A 19,034-nucleotide genomic window follows, 5' to 3' on the forward strand; every position below is an offset into this window, starting at 1 on the left:
AATCCCCCCTCTCCCACAAAAAGAAAGCTATTTCAATGAAGAAATCAATTGCAGCGCTTGCCCTCGGCACAGCGTTGATGCTTGGTCTTGGAGCATGCTCAACAGCAGCCACCGGAACCGCGAGCAGTGAAAACGCTGATGTGTCGGCGCAGGTAGACGCGGCACTGTCCGAATTGTCAGGACAGGTGTTGAGTGTTGGTCCGAACGGCGAAAAACCCGCGGGTTTCGATGCAACGACGCTGACCGATGACGAAGTTGCCAAGGTCAAGACCGGAAACTTCAAGGTCGCGATTGTTATGCACTACGCCGGAAACGACTGGTCCACTGCACAGGTGGAAGGGCTCGAGTCAGAATTCACTCGCCTGGGCATGGAAGTCGTTGCAGTGACAGACGCCAACTTCAAACCCGAGCAGCAGGTCTCTGACCTGGAGACCGTACTCGCGTTGAAACCCGACCTGATCGTGTCTATTCCCACCGACCCGGTGGCAACCGCTTCCGCGTACGCACAGGCTCGCGACGCAGGCGTGAAGCTCGTCTTCATGGACAACGTTCCTGCTGGTTTTGTCGGCGGCAAGGATTACGTTTCGGTTGTCTCCGCCGACAATAAAGGCAACGGTGTCGTATCAGCTCACCTTTTGGCCAAAGCTCTCGGCGGCCAAGGCGAGATCGGTCTCGTCTTCCACGACGCGGAGTTCTTCGTGACAGCACAGCGCTACGAGGGTTTCAAAGAAACGATTGCCTTGTACCCCGGCATCACCATTGTTGAAGAGAAGGGTATCGGCGGCCCCGACTTCGCTGGCGACGCGCAGGCAGCCACCACCGCCTTGCTGACCAAGTACCCGAACCTCGCCGGAATCTGGGGAGTTTGGGACGTTCCTGCCGAAGGCATCATGGCCGCTGCCCGTGAGTCCGGTCGCCCGGACCTGAAGATTGCAACCGAAGACCTCGGAACCAACGTTGCTATTGCTCTGGCCAAGGACGAGCTCATCGTAGGCCTGGGCGCTCAGCGCCCCTATGACCAGGGTGTAGCGGAGGCTCGTCTTGGCGCAGCGGCACTCATCGGCAAGGCAGACATTCCGAACTTCGTTGCCCTCGGCGCCCTCCCGGTGACGCACGAGAACGTCCTCGAATCGTGGAAGACGGTTTACCAGGTCGAAGCACCTGATTCGATCTCGAGCGCTTACACGAAATAAAACGCACTTCCAACCGTGGGACCGGCAGCAGACATTTCATCTTTTGCTGCCGGCCCCACGGACTTCACGCTTTGCCCGAAACAGCTAGGTTGCAGCCTTTCCAAAGCTTTCGCCTAAAACGACAAGGAATTCACAATGAAGAGAATCAATGTTGGCCTCATCGGCGGCGGATTCATGGGCAAGGCCCACTCGCTGGCTTATTCGGCTGTCCCCATGTTTTACTGGCCCACCGACATCATGCCGGTCAAACACAGCATCGCGGAGGCCACGGATGACCTGGCTTCAGACGCTGCGGCGCGCTTCGGTTTTCAGAAGTCCACAAGTGACTGGCGCTCCATCATCGATGACCCGGAGATTGACCTCGTTGACATCGCAACCCCTAATAATCTTCACGCGGAGATCGCCATCGCCGCTCTCGAAGCCGGTAAGCACGTCATCTGCGAGAAGCCACTGGCCCGCACAGTGGAAGAATCAGAGAGAATGTACGAAGCCTCGCGCGGAAGCGATCGCGTCCACATGGTGGCCTTCAACTACCGCCGAACCCCCGCTGTCGCTCTGGCGAAACGATATATTGACGAAGGCGCCATTGGGCGCATCCTGAACCTTCGTGCGACGTACTTACAGGACTGGTCGGCCGACCCAAACTCTCCTCTGTCGTGGCGTTTCAAGAAGTCAATTGCCGGTTCAGGCGCTGTGGGCGACATCCTGACCCACGTGCTTGACATGGCTCGTTACCTCGCAGGTGAGATCACCGAAGTGAGCAGTCTGACGGCCAACATCATCACGGAACGCCCCTTGCAGCAGGCTGGTGCCGACTCGCTCGGGAATTCCAAAACCGATGGCGGACCAATGGGATCCGTTGATGTAGAAGACGAGGTCTTGTCGCTTGTGAAGTTCGCCAGCGGAGCCATCGGTTCCGTAGAAGCAACGCGTAATGCCTGGGGTCGCAACAACTTCATCACCCTCGCAATCCATGGTTCGGAGGGGTCCATCGTCTTCAACTACGAGAACAGGGACGAACTTCAGGTCTGTTTCAAGAGCGATGAAAACGATCGTCGCGGATTCCGCACGGTATACACCGGCCCCAACCACCCCAGTGGCGCCAATCTATGGCCCATCCCTGCGTTGGGTATCGGTTATGGCGAAACGAAGATCATCGAAGCCCATGACCTCTTCACCGCTATTGCAGGTGGTGACCCTGTTCGCCCCGACTTCGGCGATGGCTACCAGGTTGCTTTGGTCGATCACGCCATTCTCACCTCGGCAGCGTCCGGGCAGTGGGTTAAGGTTCCTCAGCTCAACCGCGAGACCAGAAGGGTCGAATAAACCAGATGTCCACGACTCCTGTGCTCGCAGTTGAGATGTCCGGCATCACCAAGGCCTTCAGCGGAGTTCCTGTTCTTCGCGAGGTCGATTTTGAACTGGTCACTGGTGAAGTGCACGCTCTCGCTGGTGAAAATGGTGCGGGCAAGTCGACTCTCATGAAGATACTGCAGGGCGTGTATCAGCGTGACAGCGGCGAGGTGAGGGTTGCGGGTGAGACAGTCTCCTTGACCGACACCTTCGCTGCGCGGGCTGCAGGCATCGGTATGGTTTTTCAGGAGTTCAGCCTCATCCCCACCCTCACCGTCTGGGAAAACGTCTTCCTGACGGCTGAACCCATGGGCAAATTCGGTCTCATCAATGATTCACTCGCCCGTGAGAAAGCGCACGCCATTTTCGTGGACATGGGTGTCAGCGTCGACGTCACGAGCCTGCTCGAGAATCTGCCCACGGCGCTCTGGCAGCTCACCGAAATCGCCAAAGCTTTGGCCCAGAACGCCCGTGTGCTCATCATGGATGAGCCCACGGCATCGCTGGCCAAGCACGAGACGAATGCGCTCTTCGAACTCATCGAGCGACTCCAGGCCCGTGGAATCTCCATCATTTACATTTCACACCGCATGGATGAGGTTTACCGGGTTGCCGATCGCATCACCGTGCTTCGTGACGGCAAGAAAGCTCTGACCGCAAAACTCTCCGATGTCTCTCCGGCGCAGATTGTCGCGGCCATTGTTGGACGAGAAATGTCCGGAATCATGGCCTACGAAGACCGCAGCGCGAAGATCAGCACGGATGCCGTGATGACCGTGACCGGTTTGGCTTCCGGCAAACGTCTGTCAAATGTCACTTTCGACTTGCACCGCGGAGAAATTCTCGGTCTGGCAGGTCTCATGGGCAGCGGTCGCACGGAACTCGTGAACACGTTGTTCGGAATCGATCGGGCCTCCGCTGGAACCATCACGATCAATGGACAGACCGTATCCATTCGCAATCCAGGGCACGCGATCTCCCTCGGGCTCGCACTCATCCCCGAAGATCGCCGAGCTCAGGGTCTGGTGCTCGAGCACTCCGTGCAGGAAAACATCACCCTTCCTCTTCTCGACGAACTCAAGAGTGGTCCGCTCCTGCGTTCCTCCAAGATAGCCATACGAGCACAAGAGATCATTGGCAAGTTTTCCATCAAGGTCGCCGACCAAACAATGGATGTCTCGAGGCTCTCAGGTGGAAACCAGCAGAAGGTCGTGATCGGAAAATGGCTCGGCACTGATCCAGACATCCTCATGATGGATGAGCCCACGGCTGGCGTAGACATCGGTACCAAGAAGGAGATCTTGGCCATGGTTCGCCAGATTGCCGACGACGGCAAGGCCGTCATCATCATTTCGTCCGAACTTCCGGAACTGCTATCGGTGAGCGACCGCATCCTCGTTCTCCAAGATGGCGAAGTGGTTCGCGATCTTTCGCGGGCCGAGATCCCATCTGAAGAATTCCTTCAACTCGCTGTGCAAGGAGCATAAATGTCTACGCTGTCTACGCAAATGACCCGCAGTTTTCGAATTGTTCAGCGCTTTGACTGGCGTCAGAACATTATTTATGTCGGTTTTGTAGTGGTGTTTATCCTCTTCGCCGTACTCCTGGGCGACAGCGGTTTCACGAGTGCCAACAACCTCCTGAACATTGCGCGCCAGACGGCCACCATTTCGATCATGGCCGTGGCCATGACATTCGTGATCGCCACCGCCGAAATCGACCTCAGTATCGGGTCTGTCGCGGGTCTGTCCTCCGTGGTTTCTGCCCTGGCCGTGTCTTCCTATGGACTGGTACCGGGCATTCTCGCCGGCCTCCTGGTCGGACTCGTTGTCGGTGCTGTCAACGGCGGACTCGTGGCATGGCTCAAGGTCCCGTCTTTTCTCGTGACCTTGGGAATGCTCGGCCTCATTGTGGGCGTGGCTCGCTGGATCACGGCTTCTGCACCGGTGCCGATCGCCGATGCCACGTTCATCCAGATCTTCGGTGGCGGTAATGTCGGCGCGATTCCTTCCCTTCTGATTTGGGCCGTGGTCGTTGTGACCATTGGCGCGGTCGTCATGAACAAGACGAAATTCGGCCGCCAAGTTCGGGCTACGGGTGGGAATACTCAGGCAGCCATGTTTACTGGAGTCAACACCGCCCGGATCAAATTCTACGTTTTACTCCTCTCCGGGCTCGTGGCCGCCATCGCAGGCATGCTCTACGCGGGTCGACTTCAGTCGGGACGCTTCCAGTGGGGAACCGGTGATGAACTCTCAGTCATCGCTGCTGTGATTCTTGGGGGAACGTCCCTCTTCGGCGGCCGCGGTGCAATCATTGGATCACTCTTCGGTGCGCTTTTCATCGGCCTGGTCAACAACGGTTTGATCCTCGCCGGCCTTGAAGTGAGTCAGCAGCAGGTCGTTCGTGGCGCCATCATCATTGTCGCCGTCGCCCTGTCGAGCAAAAAGGCCTCAAGCTGATGCAGCCCCGACTCCGAGCCGGTATCCTCGGCGGTGGTTTCATGGCAGAAGTACATGCCCGGGCAATCCGGGCAGCCGGCTCCGAGGTTGTACTGATCGCGAGCTCTTCGCCCGACAGCTCCGCTCGCGCTGCGGCTCGGTTGGGTATCCACGGTATCGCTCCAAACGCCCGCGCCTTGATCGAGTCCGATGCGGTGGATGTCATTCATGTCTGCACACCGAATGCGTTTCATTCTGAGCAGGCAGGGCTGGCTCTTCTAGCCGGAAAACCTGTCGTGTGCGAGAAACCGTTGGCGACGCGGGTGTCAGACGCGGAAGACCTGGTGAGCCGCGCCAGGATCTCTGGAACACCGACTGCCGTTCCGTTCATCTACCGTTATTACCCTGCGGTTCGTGAAATTCGGTCGCGCATCTCACACGGTTCGGCCGGAGAGATGCACCTGCTCCACGGCTCGTATCTCCAGGATTGGCTCGCACTGCCCACAACCACAAACTGGCGGGTCGATGAGAAGGTCGGCGGCTCATCGCGTGCCTTTGCTGACATCGGCGTTCATTGGTGCGACCTGATGGAGTTCGTGACAGGGCACCGCATCACCAGACTCGTCTCAGCGCTCTCGCGATCACATCCTGAACGCGGGTCGACCGAAGATGCCGCATCCATCTTGTTTGAGACAGATCGCGGCGCATCCGGCACGCTCATCGCCAGTCAGATTACCCATGGGCGCAAGAACCGGCTCCACTTTTCCTTTGATGGGGAATTGGAATCATACCGATGGAACCAGGAGCACCCGGGAAAGTTCACGGCTTCGAACCAGAGTAGTGAAAGCACAATCTACTCTGGCTCCGCAGAGCTGTCCGCCCTGTCGTCCCAGCGTCTGGCACATCTTCCTGCCGGGCATCCGAAGGGATATCAAGATGCTTTCAACGCTTTTACAGCGGATGCCTATGCTTCATTTCAGGACCAGAATGTCGATGGCCTTCCCACGTTTGTCGACGGTTTACGGGCTGCGATCATCACAGATGCAGTGTTGACTTCCGCACAGTCCGGCCGATGGGTCGACGTCGTGGGTCCTACTGATGGAACTACTGCTGTGACGAACAACAGCCTCAGCGTCCTCGACGCAGCCCTAACTCAGTAGATTCATACTGACCACGAAGGAGGAACACATGTCTCGACCCGTCACCCTTTTCACCGGTCAGTGGGCCGACCTGCCGCTTGAGCAGGTCGCGAAGTATGCAGCCGAGTGGGGCTACGACGGCCTGGAAATCGCCTGTTCAGGCGAACACCTCGACGTATGGCGTGCCGCCGAAGATGATGCCTACCTTCAGGAACGCCTCGATATTCTCAAGCGCCACAACCTCAAACTCTTTGCAATTTCGAACCATCTCAAGGGCCAGGCCGTCTGCGATGATCCCATCGATTTTCGCCATCAGGCCATCGTTGGTTCGCGAGTATGGGGAGACGGTGAAGCCGAGGGCGTTCGCCAGCGCGCCGCCCAGGAGCTCAAACTCACCGGCATCGCCGCTCGCAGGCTTGGCGTCGACACCGTGGTGGGTTTTACGGGCTCAAAAATATGGCCGTACGTTGCCATGTTCCCGCCGGTACCGGAGCATGTCATCGAGGCGGGTTATGAAGATTTCGCGGACCGATGGAATCCGATTATGGATGTCTTTGATGACAATGGTGTGCGGTTTGCCCTTGAAGTTCACCCAAGCGAAATTGCCTACGACTGGTATACGACGGAGAAGACGCTTGAAGCCATCGGACACCGTCCGGCGTTTGGCCTGAACTGGGACCCTTCACATTTGATGTGGCAGGACATCGACCCTGCGGCGTTCATACATAACTTTGCCGATCGGATTTATCACGTGGATTGCAAGGACACCACTTTGCTGCTGAAGGACGGCCGTCGCGGGCGGCTTTCATCGCATTTACCGTGGGGCGACCCGAAACGCTCATGGGACTTCGTCTCGGCGGGTCACGGCAGCGTGGATTGGGAAGCCAGTTTCCGCGCCCTGAACACGATCGGCTATACCGGTCCCATCTCCATCGAATGGGAGGACTCCGGTATGGACCGACTTCGCGGTGCCCCGGAAGCGCTCGCTTTCATTCGGGCACTACTCTGGACGCCAGCGGCGACTTCGTTTGACGCGGTGTTCAGCAACCAGGACTGATGGGGCAGTCCCGCACAAAGTCGCTGAGAGCTATGACATCAATCACATGCCGGGTTGAACCGTCCCTGGTTTCCTGCCAACGCGTTGCTGGCGTAAACAGCTGTCCACTGACTTGTTGATCTGAGTACTCAGCCCCGGCTCATGGGGTCCCCGATAAGACCGGTTACATCAGCCCGGCCGAAACCCACCAGTCCGGCCGAGCGGCACTCCCCCACTCATTCAGAGTGCGGCAACCGATGCGTCCTCCACGAACCAGACGTGTCGGATCTTTGCATCGTCGCTTCTCGGTGTAAGGCTAGCGCTGCGAACTTTAAATGTCGTGGGCACGCTCACTGAATTACCGAAGATCAGTGCGTGCTGTTTTGGCAGAGACGGCAGGCGGCTGAGCACCACTTCGGATATGAAAGGAGTCATTCGTCGGACGTGCTGGAGGTCTTCCGGGTTCTGGATCCGGTGCACCACGAAGTTAGAGCACTGCGAAAGTACCGTTTTGGAGATTTGGGACTGGCACCAGCGCCTCGGGTCCGGTGTTCACGCGGACGCAATCATGTACCGGATCATCCACAACACCATCTGGGTCGAGACCGGCACCTACAACATGAGGGAGCACACCGCACTGGCCACCGCCTAATCGATGACGGAGGCCGTCAGTGGTTCCCAACCACACCACCATTGGCGCGCTCCCGCATGATCGGTGGTGCTCAACCGCACGATTAGGTGGTGCTCACCGCCTCAAATACTCAAGAGCGCCTGACCCGTGTCACGTGTCGGTCTTCGGGCGTCACTGGTCATATGAGGGCTTCATGCTCATCCGCCTCTTTTCATTCCTTTTGGCGCACGACCAGGATTCTTGGCTGCGCTACAGCCAAAAGCCTGCGGCGTCGGAAATCACGCAAAGTTATTTATGGCTCTTTCATTTCGGCGTATAGGCGTCCCGTGTGGAGGGCGAGGTATGAGATTTCATCGATGGAGACTACTCGGTGAATCGCATCGCCAATCAATTGGGCGATGTCGATTGCGGCCTCCACGGCTTCCGGGTAAAGCTGCCGTACCGCTGCAAGCAAATCCTGATGGGAGCTGTGAAGCTGTTCGTCGGCGGCGGCTCGGGCGAACACGTAGCGCAGATGCGTCACAAATCTAGCGGCACTGCTCGCGTTCTCGTCGATGGGCTGACCCCACCGCTCCGCCAGGCGAAGAAATACTCGGGCAATAGTCTCGGTCATGACGACGGTCCTTGAAAAGTCACCCTTCGTCCACTGCTGATTGACGAAGTGCAGGGCGAAGGCCACCCACTCATCGTCCTGCAGTCGGACCCCAAGTCGTTCGGACACCAAGGTCACCACCTGACGCCCCAAGGCTGCTTCGGACGGGTAGAGCTGGGCCACCTCCCAACGGAGCGGGAAATCGATGCGAATTCCTTCTATAGCCCGACGCACTGCGAAGGTGAGGTGGTCCAGGACCGGGATCATCAGAGATTGTCGCGGTTCGAGGCCGAGTGTTGCATGACCCAGTTCAGTGATTGTCTGGGCCAAGGTGATTTGGTCCAGGGGTGCCTCACTCAGCAGCCCGGCGACCTGGGCTGCGCGGTAGGCCCCGTCAGCTACGAAGCGCTGATTGGCCAAGGAGGTGTCGATGGTCTCTCCTGGACGGCGCTGAAATCCGATACCTTTGCCCAGTAACACGACCTCCATCGTGTCGGACTCTATGGCGAGAACCACATTGTTGTTGTAAACCCGTTTGATGCTCGCTTGCGTGGATGGCTTCACTTCCATCGGGTGCGCTCCTGAAAATGTTGGCAGTCTCGTTTGTGGTGGCGAGTCTCCTCGTCGTGCTCGTTTCGTTTCTGTCCCGCAGTCTTCGCTGGACTCAGGACTTCATGAATAGACAGATGCAATTGAGGCACCGAATCCTGGCATAGGGCCGTGATGGGCCCGTTTGCCCAAAAACGCGGCTTTTCACGTCGGCGCAGATTCACGTTTGCCGTTGGGGGAGAAAAACCGGTCGACAGACCTAAGACCGTTTCTGGATCGCGTTCGCCGGCCGACCTGGCAATCATGGGCGCCGCAAGGCAACCCTCATCTGCGGGCGATTCGCGGGCGTTTCCTTCCATGATTACCTTTTTACTTCCGCCGGACCGTGATCACGGACTCACCATTGGCCTCAAGGTCTGGCGAGCTCATGGCAAATTTGGCACCGTTCATCAAAACGACGGGGGTGACCATCGAGGGCACCTTCATCTTGATGTCGTCGAGGTCGCAACTGATGATGACGTCCCCGCGAGCAACCCGCTCGCCAACCTTCCGATGTCCGATTAGCCCTTCTCCTTTGAGAGTGACGGTGTCGATTCCGATATGGACCAGGACCTCCGCCCCGGCGTCGGTGCGGACAGCGAAGGCATGCCGTGTCTCCGCCATCAGGACAAGTTCGCCATCCACCGGGCTGCGGAACGATCCGTTGGTCGGCTCGATGGCGAAACCGTCACCGACGGAGCGCCGTGCGAAGACAGGGTCCGGGACTTCGTCCAGAGAAACGATTCGCCCTGCGACCGGACTGTAGACGGACTCGCCCCTTTTCTTGAATGGGTTCTGCATCGTCGTGCTCCTTCAGTCGTCGAGGCCGAGGCTCTCATTGATAGCGTTCTTGTACAAGATGGCTTTGCCGCCGTAGACCGCCTGAACGCCGCCCTGGACTTCAAAGACATCCGTGGCGCCGAGCCTGCGCAACGCGGTCTTGTCAACCTTGGCGGGGTCCTTCACGGATACGCGTAAGCGTGTAATGCAGGCGTCGACCTCTTCAAGGTTGGCGGCACCGCCAAGTGCTTCCAAGACCTTTGCGGCTTCCGTTTGAACTGCGCTTTGGCCGGTGAGGTCGCCGATCATAGCCGGGACGAGGGCGGCGCCTTCCGGGGCAGCCGGTTCTGCATCCCTGGCGATAGTGTCCTCCAAGTGTCCGGGAGTGCCGATTCGGAACCGTTTGATCGCGAAGCGGAAGGAGAAGTAGTACAGGGCGAACCAGACCACGCCAATAGGTAACACGAGCAACCAGTTGGTCCGTTCGTTGCCCTGCAGCACGCCAAAGAGCATGAAATCGATCACTCCGCCGGAGAAAGTGTTTCCAATACTGATGTTCAGGATGTCAGCGATGAAGAAGGATGCACCGTCGAGCACGGCATGGAACACGTACAGCGCCGGTGCGACGAACAAGAACATGAACTCGATGGGCTCAGTGATGCCCGTGATGAATGAGGTCAGAGCCACGGAGAGAAAGAGGCCCGTGTACTTGGCGCGACGGCCCTTGGGGATGCAGTGCCACATTGCCAGGCAGGCTCCCGGAAGGCCGAACATCATGGTCGCGAAACGGCCGGCGAAGTAGCGGGTGCCTTCGGTGAACATTCCGACGTGATTGGGATCGGCCAGCTGGGCGAAGAATATCTTCTGTGCGCCGTCAACCGACACTCCGTTGACGATCTCGGTTCCACCCAGAGACGTGAACCAGAACATGGGGTAGATCATGTGATGCAAGCCAACAGCTCCGCTGAGACGCAACAAGAACCCGTAGAAGAACGTTCCTATCGGCCCAAGGCCCGCGATCGCCGTGCCGGCGCTGACCATTACCTGCTGGATGGGTGGCCATGCGAGGAAGAAAAAGATTCCCACGAAGATCGCTGCGAACGCAGTCACGATCGGCACGAAACGGGATCCACCGAAGAAACCAAGGACGGCCGGCAATTCGATATTGCGGTAGCGGTTGTGCAGCCATACGGCCGTTGCGCCGATGACCAGAGCGCCGACTACGCCTGTATCTACAGGCTCGGCGCCAGGCTTGAAGATGTCCAGCATCGCCTTGATGGTGGCGGTCATCACCAGGTAGCCCACGATGCCGGCCAAGGCCGCGGTGCCCTTGTCGCGCTTCGCCAAGCCGATGCAGAGCCCAATAGACAGCAGAAGAGCAAGATTAGTGAAGACCGTCGCCCCGGCGGCGGACATAACGCCGAAGATTCCCTGCAGGATCGCGTTGTCCAATCCCGGGTATGCCTTGACAGTATTCGGGTTAGACAGGGCGCCGCCGATGCCGAGCAGGAGGCCGGCGGCTGGAAGGATGGCGATCGGTAGCATAAATGCTTTTCCGACCTTCTGGAGTTGCTTAAACACTGTTGCTCCTTTCATTTCGGGCACGACGACTCCGTCGTGGGTGAAGGGAAGGGCGATCGCTTACGCGAGAGCCGTTACGAAGTCCGTGGTAATTTCCAGTGGCCGGGTAATTGCACCGCCGACCACCACGCAGAAGGCACCCAGATCGATCATCTGGCGGGCCTGCAGCGGAGTGCGGATCCGGCCCTCAGCGATGACTGGCACGGCAGTCCTGGCCACCAACTGTTCGACCAGCGAAAAGTTCGGACCGGGGGCCCCTCGGGATTGGGGCGTATACCCGCTTAGCGTGGTCCCCACGAAATCGACACCAGACTCGGCCGCGGCCAAGCCTTCCTTGAGGGTGGCGACATCTGCCATAAGGACAAGATTCGGGAATGCGGCCCGGATCTGAGCAATGAAGCCAGCCGGGCTGAGTTTGTCCACACGCTCACGGAGAGTGCAATCCACTGCCACGATATCTGCGCCCACGGCCACAAGAGCTTGCACCTGAGTCATCGTGGCGGTGATATATGGCTCGTACGGCAGGTACTGGTGCTTTATGAGACCGATCACAGGAAGCCCAACAGCCGCCTTGATTTCGAGGACGTCACGCGCGGAGTTGCACCGGATCCCGACTGCCCCTCCCTGCTCAGCGGCCATCGCGAAGAGCGGCATCACGCCGCCTCCGGCAGCGAACAGGGGTTCGCCTGGAAGCGCTTGGCAGGACACAATGAGACCGCCACGGAGGCGGTCTATAAGACGGGGATTAGTCATGGATATTCCTCGGACCCTAGAAGACGTATTTGCCCATGCGCATAACCGCACATGAAGTTACGTCTCAGGTTTTGCCGAAAGTAACAATCCCGATGACATACGCGAAAATTCGCGTTGATCTAAGGATACATCTGCCACGCCGATTTCGGTTGGACAGTATCTAAAGACCCGAGCGAATTGTGACAAAAGGTCGATGCTATCGGGTCACCTTAAGCGCAGGTCTATGCCGGGGCTTGACCGAGGCGCCGATCGCACGTCTCGTCACGCTGTGGCAAGTTCTTACCCCGCCCGAGTGCGATCCGCGAAGTTGCCTTGTAACCCTAGGGATACGAGAAGTCTCACGCCCATGTCTTGGATCCCTCCGCGTTCGCCGGAATTTAGCGGCGCGCCGATTCTCATAACTACGTCCCGGACAACTTGGCGGCCGGGCCAGCGTCGCCTTTGGTGCGGTATCGGTGTAATCCACCGGTGGGAGTACTGCCGCGAGATGCCGAGTTCCTTCGCAACATGAGTCACTGGCTGGCCTTTACCGATGACGCGCTGAACGAGCACAGCCCTTCCGTGATGGTTCAATCGGTCATTAGCGTGGGACGAGAGCACTTCCTTGTTCGTGGCGACTTTGACATCTTCGTCAGAACCAGGGGTTCTTCCTATTTCAGCGGTCGGCTGTCACCAACCTGGCGGCTCAATTCACCGAGCGCGCCGCCAGTGCCTTGGTGAGGGAGCTTGTGGAGGTTGTGGAGCTGTTGATGCGCCAGTCGGTCTCCTTGAGGAAGTGGAACCAGACGAAACCGGTGACGTCGGGTTGCTTCGCCAGGTAGGCCACCAAGGCGGTGTTCCACTTCGACTTCGACCCGCCGGCCTCGGCGGACGAGGTTTCGGCGATAATGATCTGCTTCCCGGGCGCCAGTGCGCGCAGTTGGCCGAGCCCGGTGTCGAAGAGGGCCGCTGGTGCCTGCCAGGTGCTCCAGGCCGCCGACGTACCCCAGTTGTACCCGTCCAGCGCAACGACGTCGACGTACGCGGCGCCGGGGTAAAGGCCGGCCAGCGGGGTCGAACCGGTGAACGGGATGTTCGGGCTCCAGACCCAGGACACGTTGGTGGCTCCGGCTGCGGCGACGACGTCGTGCACGTGGCGCCAGGCCGCGGCGTAGTCGCCCGGGGCGTTGCCGTTAACGCTATCCGCCCAGGGATACCAGTTGCCGTTCATCTCATGGCCGTAGCGAAGCATCACCGGCTGCCCCCAGGCGGCCAGGGCCTGGCCCCACTGGGTGAGGTAGGTGTCGTAGGTGCCGTCAGTGACGCGAGTAGAAGAGTAGGCCGGCTGGCTTAGCCCGCCGCCCCAAACCCAGGGTTCCCAGGTGATTAGGCTCGTGGCTCCGCGCGCCCGCACGGAGTCGAGTTCGGCGATCGACAAGGCCTGGTTGAAGTCTTTGTACGACATCACGATCGAGGGGCTCTCGTTTACGAGAGTGGCGACCGCGTCCAGTTCGGAATTCGCCAGGGCGCCGCCCGGGGTGGCCACCCCGAAACGTAGACGGGACGCGCTGATCGGGGCGCTCGTTTTAATGGCCTGCTGGGTGAGGGTGGTGGCGGCTGCCGGGTCCACCGCGGTGGAGACGGGGGCGAAGCTGACGATGAAGGACGCGCTGGCCGTCACGGTGCCTACTGTTGCCGTCACCGGCAGGATGCTGGTTGTGGTGTTGGGAACCGTCAGATCGGCGCTGAAGGTTCCGTTCGCCCAGGTTTGAACCGCAAGACGGGTAGTTCCCATGGTCACCGTGCCCGCGGTGTTTCGCGGAAATCCGCGTCCGCTGGCGGTGAGTGTGGAGCCGGCCGGGCCGGTATTCGGGCTCAATGAGAGAGTGGTGGCACTCGACGCGGCTGACGCGCTGGGGGCGGCAGCCATGCCGGTGGATCCGGCCAGGATGGTAAGTAACACGACCGAAACCGCGACCGCGGATCGGATGTGACGGTGTGCGCGCATGGAAGCTCCCGGGTGGGGAGATTCACTCGGATACCACGGCACAATGCCGCAGTGAAAATCTCTTGTGTCGTCAGAGTAGGGCATCAAGGGGGCCCGCGGAATCCGCGGGGTCTGCTGGCCGCAAATAAAAATAACGTCGGTCCGCATGTACTTCAGGCCAGCACGTTGGGGTACCCAGGAGGTGGTGGCGTGCGAGGAGAGTCGCGCCGTGCCTGCTGGCGGATCCGGCTCGCCCGGGAACACCTCACTCCTGCGAGACACCGAGGAGCAGAGCTCGGTCACCTGCAACAAATCGCCCCTTTCACCCGAGTGCACCTCCACGCGGGCGAGAGCGAGGCCGTTCAACTCGCCCTCGAACCGCGGAGCTGTACCCACTGGGATGAGAACGCCGCGGCGTTGCGCATTGTCGGCGGTACTTACACCGTCACAGTCGGCATCATCGGGGCCGGCGGCTGGACCAAGGAGGCCACATTCCCGCTGAGAAGACTGAATCAGCTCGACTTGTCCCCGTCTTGAGCCGGAGCCAGGAAAGCGCCGACCAGCTCGCTGAAGAATTAAAAGTTTCGAATGCTTTCGGCGGCTACAACGACCTCATTGCTCACCCGAATATCGACTCGTCGTCGTCCCCACTCCGGGTCCGCAACGCAGAGTGCTAAATTACTTAGTAGGTCATCGCTAGTTCGGATGCGTTCAACGACGTCTAGCGTCGCGATTGAGCGGCCGCGGAGATTTCGGATTGACGTTGTCCACCTCCCCCTTGATGGGGGCGGTATCGACACCCCTACCGAATCACAGATCGGACCCGCATGTTCAGCAACCTAACCGGATGGCATTCCCTGATCATCCTTGCAATCGTCGTGCTTCTCTTCGGCTCGTCCAAACTTCCCGCCCTTGCTCGCAGCCTTGGGCAGTCGACAAAGATTTTGAAGAGCGAAATGCAGAGTACGACCCCCGCCGAATCAGGCCTCGATGCCCCGGTGGCCGCTACACCCGAGTCACCGGAGCCTGCCCCCCGTCTCTGAGACGGTGCCAAAGGGCAGACAAGGAACGCCCGCGATATTGTCGCGGACGTTCCTTTTTTCGTAGCTGGTCCGGGGTCAGCCGGAGATGACCTTCCCGCCCTCGCTGCCCTGCGTGTCCTGGTTGAGCTGGGCGTCGGTACAGACCCGTCGGACCTTTACAACCTGCACGGTCAACGTCAACCAGATGGCGGCGACGATGGTGAAGATCGCTATGACCGTGACCTTTCCCGTCGTGACAAAGGGTTTGGGTTCGGCCGGATGGTATGCCGACTGGCCCACCGTGACATTCACGGTTACCGAGTCTGTGATCGGTTGCTCGCCCATAGACGGTGTGTAGTGGGCGAAGAATTCCTGCGGCCCGGCCTCTGACGGCCGGTAGAGGTGGTCAGAGTCTCCGCCCAGGGTCAGGACGGCGACGCCCGTGGTATCGGTGGCGATTGTGCCCAGGGGAAGGAGCCGTTCCCCCAGTGCGCTCGTCGTCGTGAGGAATTCGACATCCCCCTGGGACATGGGTCGACCGTCCGGATCGGTGAGGGTCGCGGTGAGCCGCACTAGGCCGGTCGCTTCCACCCCGGTCAGGGCGATGGATGCCGTGTCTGACGTCGTGTCCGCCTGAGCGGGAGCCGCAGCCCCGACTGCCGCCCCACCCATTAGCCCCACGAGCAGGACGACGATACCCACGGATCGGGCCATCCGCCCGTTACCATCGACCTTTTGCCCGGATTCTGCTTTCCGGACAGTCCCATTTGCGGCGTCGATCTCCTCGATCTCGTCGATGGACAACAGGGGCACCACCCGGAAGAGCAGCATGAGCAGCAGCGGAACGGCGGCCGCTGCGGCGAGGGTCATGGCCACTCCGACCCATGTGATTCGAAAGTCGCCGAAGGTTCCGGTCATGTTGTCGAATGTGGCCGGAGCAACGACCATGAGCATCCGTTTCAGCCACATTGCCGGAACGACGAGGGCCGCCGCTGTGACGATGCCCCACACATTCCTGGTCCAGGGCAACGCCATGATCACGATCGGCAGTACGCCCCCGACGATAACGAATAGCCAAAACCAGACGGCCAGGCGGCCGAGCAGGAGCTCGTGAAACACTGCGAGGGTGTCTGGTTCACCGATGTACGCGCCAGGCAGGAGATCCGCAAAGGTCATATAGAGGTAGGTCGCGGAGAAAGTGACCAGCAGCATCCCGAGACGGACGAAGTGTCTTGGGGTGATAAACGCCTCCAGGTGGTAGCCACGACGGAATGACGCGACGACAAGAATGACCAGCGCTACGCCCGAGTAGAGTGCTGCGACGACGAAGTACGGCGCCCAGATGCTTTCATTCCACCAGGGGCGGTTGGTTAGTGTGAAGGCCCATGACAGCACGGAATGCACCGACACCGCCAAGGGAATGATCATGATCGACACCAGTCCAAGTGACCGGTTCAGCACCCTCCGTTGTACAGGGTTACCCACCCAGCCGCGAGATAGGACTCTGTACAAGCCGGCTCTGAACCGGCCGAGCCGGTGCGGGCCCTCACCATGCAGGATGGCCATGTCCGGCACGAGTGGCAACAGGAAGAACACCAGGGATGCGGCGGTATAGGTCATCACGGCGATAAAGTCCCAGAACACTGGGGCCGCGAAGTTTGGTTGGGTCAACAGCTCCCAGACGCGCTCCGGGCGTCCCAGGTGCGGGATGATGAGTGCCGTGCCCACAAGCACAGTTACTACTGCGGTGCCCTCGGCAAGCCGGGTTAGCGGTGCACGCCAGTCGGCGCCGGTGAGGCGCAGGATCGCGGAAACTACCGCTCCGCCGTAACTGACCCCAATGAATGTGATCACGTCGGCGATGTAGATGCCCCAGAACGCCTGATCGTTGTAGCCGGCGACGCCCATCCCAAACACAAGCTGTACGATCCAGGCGACGACACCGGCCAGGACCACAATGCCGAGGGCGGTGATCGCGTACCAGTAGCGGCGGCTGGGGGTCCCGAATGGGCGAAGCGCTGCGGCCCGGACCGGGTTGCTCACGAGAGGTCCTGTCCGTGGCCGCGAATGTAGTAAACCCGCGGGTTGGTCCCGAGTTCCTCCTTGAATCGCACGGCGTCGTTCTCTTTGAGAAATTCGGAGAGTACCTTGACGTCACCGAGGCCATTCACGGCGACGTCGGTGATCAGGTCGCCGACATACATGACACCCATTGGGCAGCCGGTCACGCACGCGGGTAGTTCACCGTACGGCAGTCGGTCTGCGCATAGAACGCACTTGCCGACTGTTCCCTTCTGTTGGGGCACCGGCATTTGCGGCGTCGGAGGGAATGGCATCATGGTGACTGGTTTTGGTTCGTTCCAGTTGAAGTAGCGCGCCTCGTAGGGGCAGGCCGCCATGCAGGCCCGGGAGCCGACGCAGGTGTTCGGGTCGACGAGGACGAGCCCTTCGTCAGTGCGGAAGGTGGCGCTCACCGGGCAGACCGACAGGCACGGCGGGTTCTCACACATCATGCACGGCCGTGGCATCGGATAGGTGCCCCCTGTGCTGTCCTCCATCGAATACACCTTTATCCAGGTCTGCTCCTCCGGTAGCTTGTGCCGCTGTTGACAGGCGATTGTGCACGCTTTGCAGCCGTCGCAGCTTCGGAGGTCGATGACCATGCACCACGCGTGCTCCGGTCCTTTCCCCTTCTTTCCATTCGTTCCTCCCTGCCCGGTTGTCGCCTCCGCGTCGTCGTTGAGGAACCCGAGGGCTATGGCACTTCCGCCGGCTGCCGCGATCCCGAGGGTGGCGAGGAGGTTGCGACGGCTGAGAGTGTGCGACTTGCCTTCCGTGCCGACGCCGGTTTTTCTCACCCGGTTGTCGCCTGCCTCGACTGGCTCGTCTGCTTTATTAGACATTCGAATGTCCTGCCAAACTGCTTGGTGTTCGTGAGTGGAACGGGTGAGCGCTGCGTTCAGCGCTCGGAGACACGCCGTGGGATGCGTCGTGGGATAGTCGGGGCGAACGTCACCAGTGCGGCGGCGGCCGCGATCAGCGCGAGAGCCGATCCGGGAATGCCCCACATTGTGAAGTTCATAACCACGGTCGGGCCCACGACCAGTGGGGTGAAAGAGTCGATGGTCATCGGTGCGGAACCATCCAGGTTGTGTCCCATCTGCCAGAGGCGGAACTGCACATCGGCCAGCGCCCCGACAGGTATAAGCCACAATCCGGTGCAGGCGAGACGTCGCCACCAGGCTCTGTCCGCCGCTGTCGCAATGATTACTCCCAGCACAGCGAGCAGGATCACAAACGGCCACAGCGTCATCTCGGGCATCCCCGTAGCGTCGAAGCGCGGCATCCCGATGTAATGCGAGAGCACCGTGATCTCACTCAGGTCGCCACTGACGCTGTTGCCGTACGCTTTGATGTCGAGGCCGGCTGGGTATTGGGGGGCGAGGAACCTCATTTGCCAGATCGGCAATGTGGCAGCGACGAGTACCAAAGCGATCCCGGCGACACCGGCAACGATCCGCGCGATTCCGATTCGCGTCACCGAACCTTGCCGGAAAAAGCGGGCGAAACCTTCGGTTCCTGCCGTCATGAGACCGTCAGCGTTCCTTCCATTCCGCCTGACCGATGCCCGGGTATCGAGCAGTACACCGCGTATGTGCCCGGTGCTAGGGTGACGTCTGCCTCGACGGTTTCACCGGCATCAGCCATGAGATGCACATGCAACTCATCGATCAAGAGGTCATGCCCTGTCGTTCCCTTGTTCGTGAAGCGGATCGTCGTTTCGCCCGCGACCGCAGTGAGGGCGGCCGGCGTAAAGGAGAACTCCTTGCCGACCACGGCAAGCACCGCGGTGGACGAGCTGGACGAGGACGTCGCCGACCGGTCAGGCTGAGCCCCGCCGGTGCTGCATGCCGTCGCCAGCAGGACCACGGTCAAGAACAACGATGCAAGGCCCGCGC

Annotated in this window: 17 protein-coding genes and 1 pseudogene; 8 read left to right on the forward strand and 10 right to left on the reverse strand. The window is 59.9% G+C overall.

Annotation, left to right across the window (positions count from 1 at the left end; translation table 11 throughout):
* Positions 1 to 35: 35 nt before the first annotated feature.
* From E3O28_RS15320 to E3O28_RS15355, 7 genes are all read left to right on the forward strand, one after another.
* On the forward strand, positions 36 to 1,193 hold the full coding sequence (locus E3O28_RS15320) for a substrate-binding domain-containing protein (RefSeq protein ID WP_104100458.1): 1,158 nt from the start codon (positions 36 to 38) through the stop codon (positions 1,191 to 1,193).
* A gap of 135 nt (positions 1,194 to 1,328) precedes the next feature.
* Entirely contained in the window at positions 1,329 to 2,519 is a 1,191-nt protein-coding gene (locus E3O28_RS15325) for a Gfo/Idh/MocA family oxidoreductase (protein ID WP_134416682.1), read from the forward strand.
* 5 nt (positions 2,520 to 2,524) lie between these two features.
* Entirely contained in the window at positions 2,525 to 4,033 is a 1,509-nt protein-coding gene (locus tag E3O28_RS15330; protein WP_198411621.1) for a sugar ABC transporter ATP-binding protein, read from the forward strand.
* The gene (locus E3O28_RS15335) at positions 4,034 to 5,008 is read left to right on the forward strand and encodes an ABC transporter permease (protein WP_134416684.1); all 975 of its coding nucleotides are present in this window, start codon (positions 4,034 to 4,036) and stop codon (positions 5,006 to 5,008) included.
* Positions 5,008 to 6,147, forward strand: a complete 1,140-nt coding sequence (locus tag E3O28_RS15340) for a Gfo/Idh/MocA family oxidoreductase (RefSeq protein WP_104100455.1) — start codon at positions 5,008 to 5,010, stop codon at positions 6,145 to 6,147. The genes E3O28_RS15335 and E3O28_RS15340 overlap by 1 nt, the downstream gene beginning before the upstream one ends.
* A gap of 28 nt (positions 6,148 to 6,175) precedes the next feature.
* Entirely contained in the window at positions 6,176 to 7,183 is a 1,008-nt protein-coding gene (locus E3O28_RS15345; protein WP_134341917.1) for a sugar phosphate isomerase/epimerase family protein, read from the forward strand.
* A 490-nt stretch (positions 7,184 to 7,673) separates the two neighbouring features.
* Positions 7,674 to 7,814, forward strand: a complete 141-nt coding sequence (locus E3O28_RS15355) for a hypothetical protein (RefSeq protein WP_277874728.1) — start codon at positions 7,674 to 7,676, stop codon at positions 7,812 to 7,814.
* Positions 7,815 to 8,085: 271 nt separating this feature from the next.
* On the opposite strand, the gene E3O28_RS15360 is transcribed toward E3O28_RS15355, so the two are convergent.
* The 6 genes and pseudogenes from E3O28_RS15360 to E3O28_RS15385 form a co-directional block, all read right to left on the reverse strand.
* Positions 8,086 to 8,955: a PRD domain-containing protein gene (locus E3O28_RS15360; protein WP_134416686.1), complete on the reverse strand. Its 870-nt coding sequence runs from the start codon at positions 8,953 to 8,955 to the stop codon at positions 8,086 to 8,088.
* A 348-nt stretch (positions 8,956 to 9,303) separates the two neighbouring features.
* A complete protein-coding gene (locus E3O28_RS15365; RefSeq protein WP_134341915.1) occupies positions 9,304 to 9,774 on the reverse strand; it encodes a PTS glucose transporter subunit IIA in 471 nt (156 codons plus the stop codon).
* A gap of 12 nt (positions 9,775 to 9,786) precedes the next feature.
* The gene (locus E3O28_RS15370; protein WP_134341914.1) at positions 9,787 to 11,334 is read right to left on the reverse strand and encodes a PTS transporter subunit EIIC; all 1,548 of its coding nucleotides are present in this window, start codon (positions 11,332 to 11,334) and stop codon (positions 9,787 to 9,789) included.
* Positions 11,335 to 11,394: 60 nt separating this feature from the next.
* Positions 11,395 to 12,087 carry an N-acetylmannosamine-6-phosphate 2-epimerase gene (locus tag E3O28_RS15375; RefSeq protein WP_134416688.1) on the reverse strand — a complete coding sequence of 231 codons (693 nt, stop codon included), beginning with the start codon at positions 12,085 to 12,087 and terminating at the stop codon, positions 11,395 to 11,397.
* Between the two features lie 459 nt (positions 12,088 to 12,546).
* Positions 12,547 to 12,687 (reverse strand): annotated as a pseudogene (locus tag E3O28_RS17130) (leucine zipper domain-containing protein); the annotation flags it as partial.
* A gap of 85 nt (positions 12,688 to 12,772) precedes the next feature.
* Positions 12,773 to 14,074, reverse strand: a complete 1,302-nt coding sequence (locus E3O28_RS15385) for a glycosyl hydrolase (RefSeq protein ID WP_134341912.1) — start codon at positions 14,072 to 14,074, stop codon at positions 12,773 to 12,775.
* Positions 14,075 to 14,880: 806 nt separating this feature from the next.
* Here E3O28_RS15385 and tatA point away from each other — a divergent pair.
* Complete coding sequence (gene tatA, locus E3O28_RS15395; RefSeq protein ID WP_104100451.1) at positions 14,881 to 15,096, forward strand: twin-arginine translocase TatA/TatE family subunit; 216 nt, start codon at positions 14,881 to 14,883, stop codon at positions 15,094 to 15,096.
* A 75-nt stretch (positions 15,097 to 15,171) separates the two neighbouring features.
* Here the strand turns inward: tatA and nrfD are convergent, their stop codons facing one another.
* From nrfD to E3O28_RS15415, 4 genes are read right to left on the reverse strand one after another with little or no spacing between them, the layout of a single operon-like run.
* Complete coding sequence (nrfD, locus tag E3O28_RS15400) at positions 15,172 to 17,118, reverse strand: NrfD/PsrC family molybdoenzyme membrane anchor subunit (protein WP_134341910.1); 1,947 nt, start codon at positions 17,116 to 17,118, stop codon at positions 15,172 to 15,174.
* A complete protein-coding gene (locus E3O28_RS15405) occupies positions 17,115 to 17,978 on the reverse strand; it encodes a 4Fe-4S dicluster domain-containing protein (protein WP_104100449.1) in 864 nt (287 codons plus the stop codon). Before E3O28_RS15405 ends, nrfD begins: the two co-directional genes overlap by 4 nt.
* Before the next feature lie 56 nt (positions 17,979 to 18,034).
* Entirely contained in the window at positions 18,035 to 18,616 is a 582-nt protein-coding gene (locus E3O28_RS15410) for a hypothetical protein (RefSeq protein ID WP_134416691.1), read from the reverse strand.
* 44 nt (positions 18,617 to 18,660) lie between these two features.
* Positions 18,661 to 19,005: a cupredoxin domain-containing protein gene (locus tag E3O28_RS15415; RefSeq protein ID WP_233191351.1), complete on the reverse strand. Its 345-nt coding sequence runs from the start codon at positions 19,003 to 19,005 to the stop codon at positions 18,661 to 18,663.
* Positions 19,006 to 19,034 lie beyond the last annotated feature (29 nt).

This window comes from Cryobacterium sp. TMT2-14, assembly GCF_004402465.1.
Lineage (GTDB): Bacteria > Actinomycetota > Actinomycetes > Actinomycetales > Microbacteriaceae > Cryobacterium > Cryobacterium sandaracinum.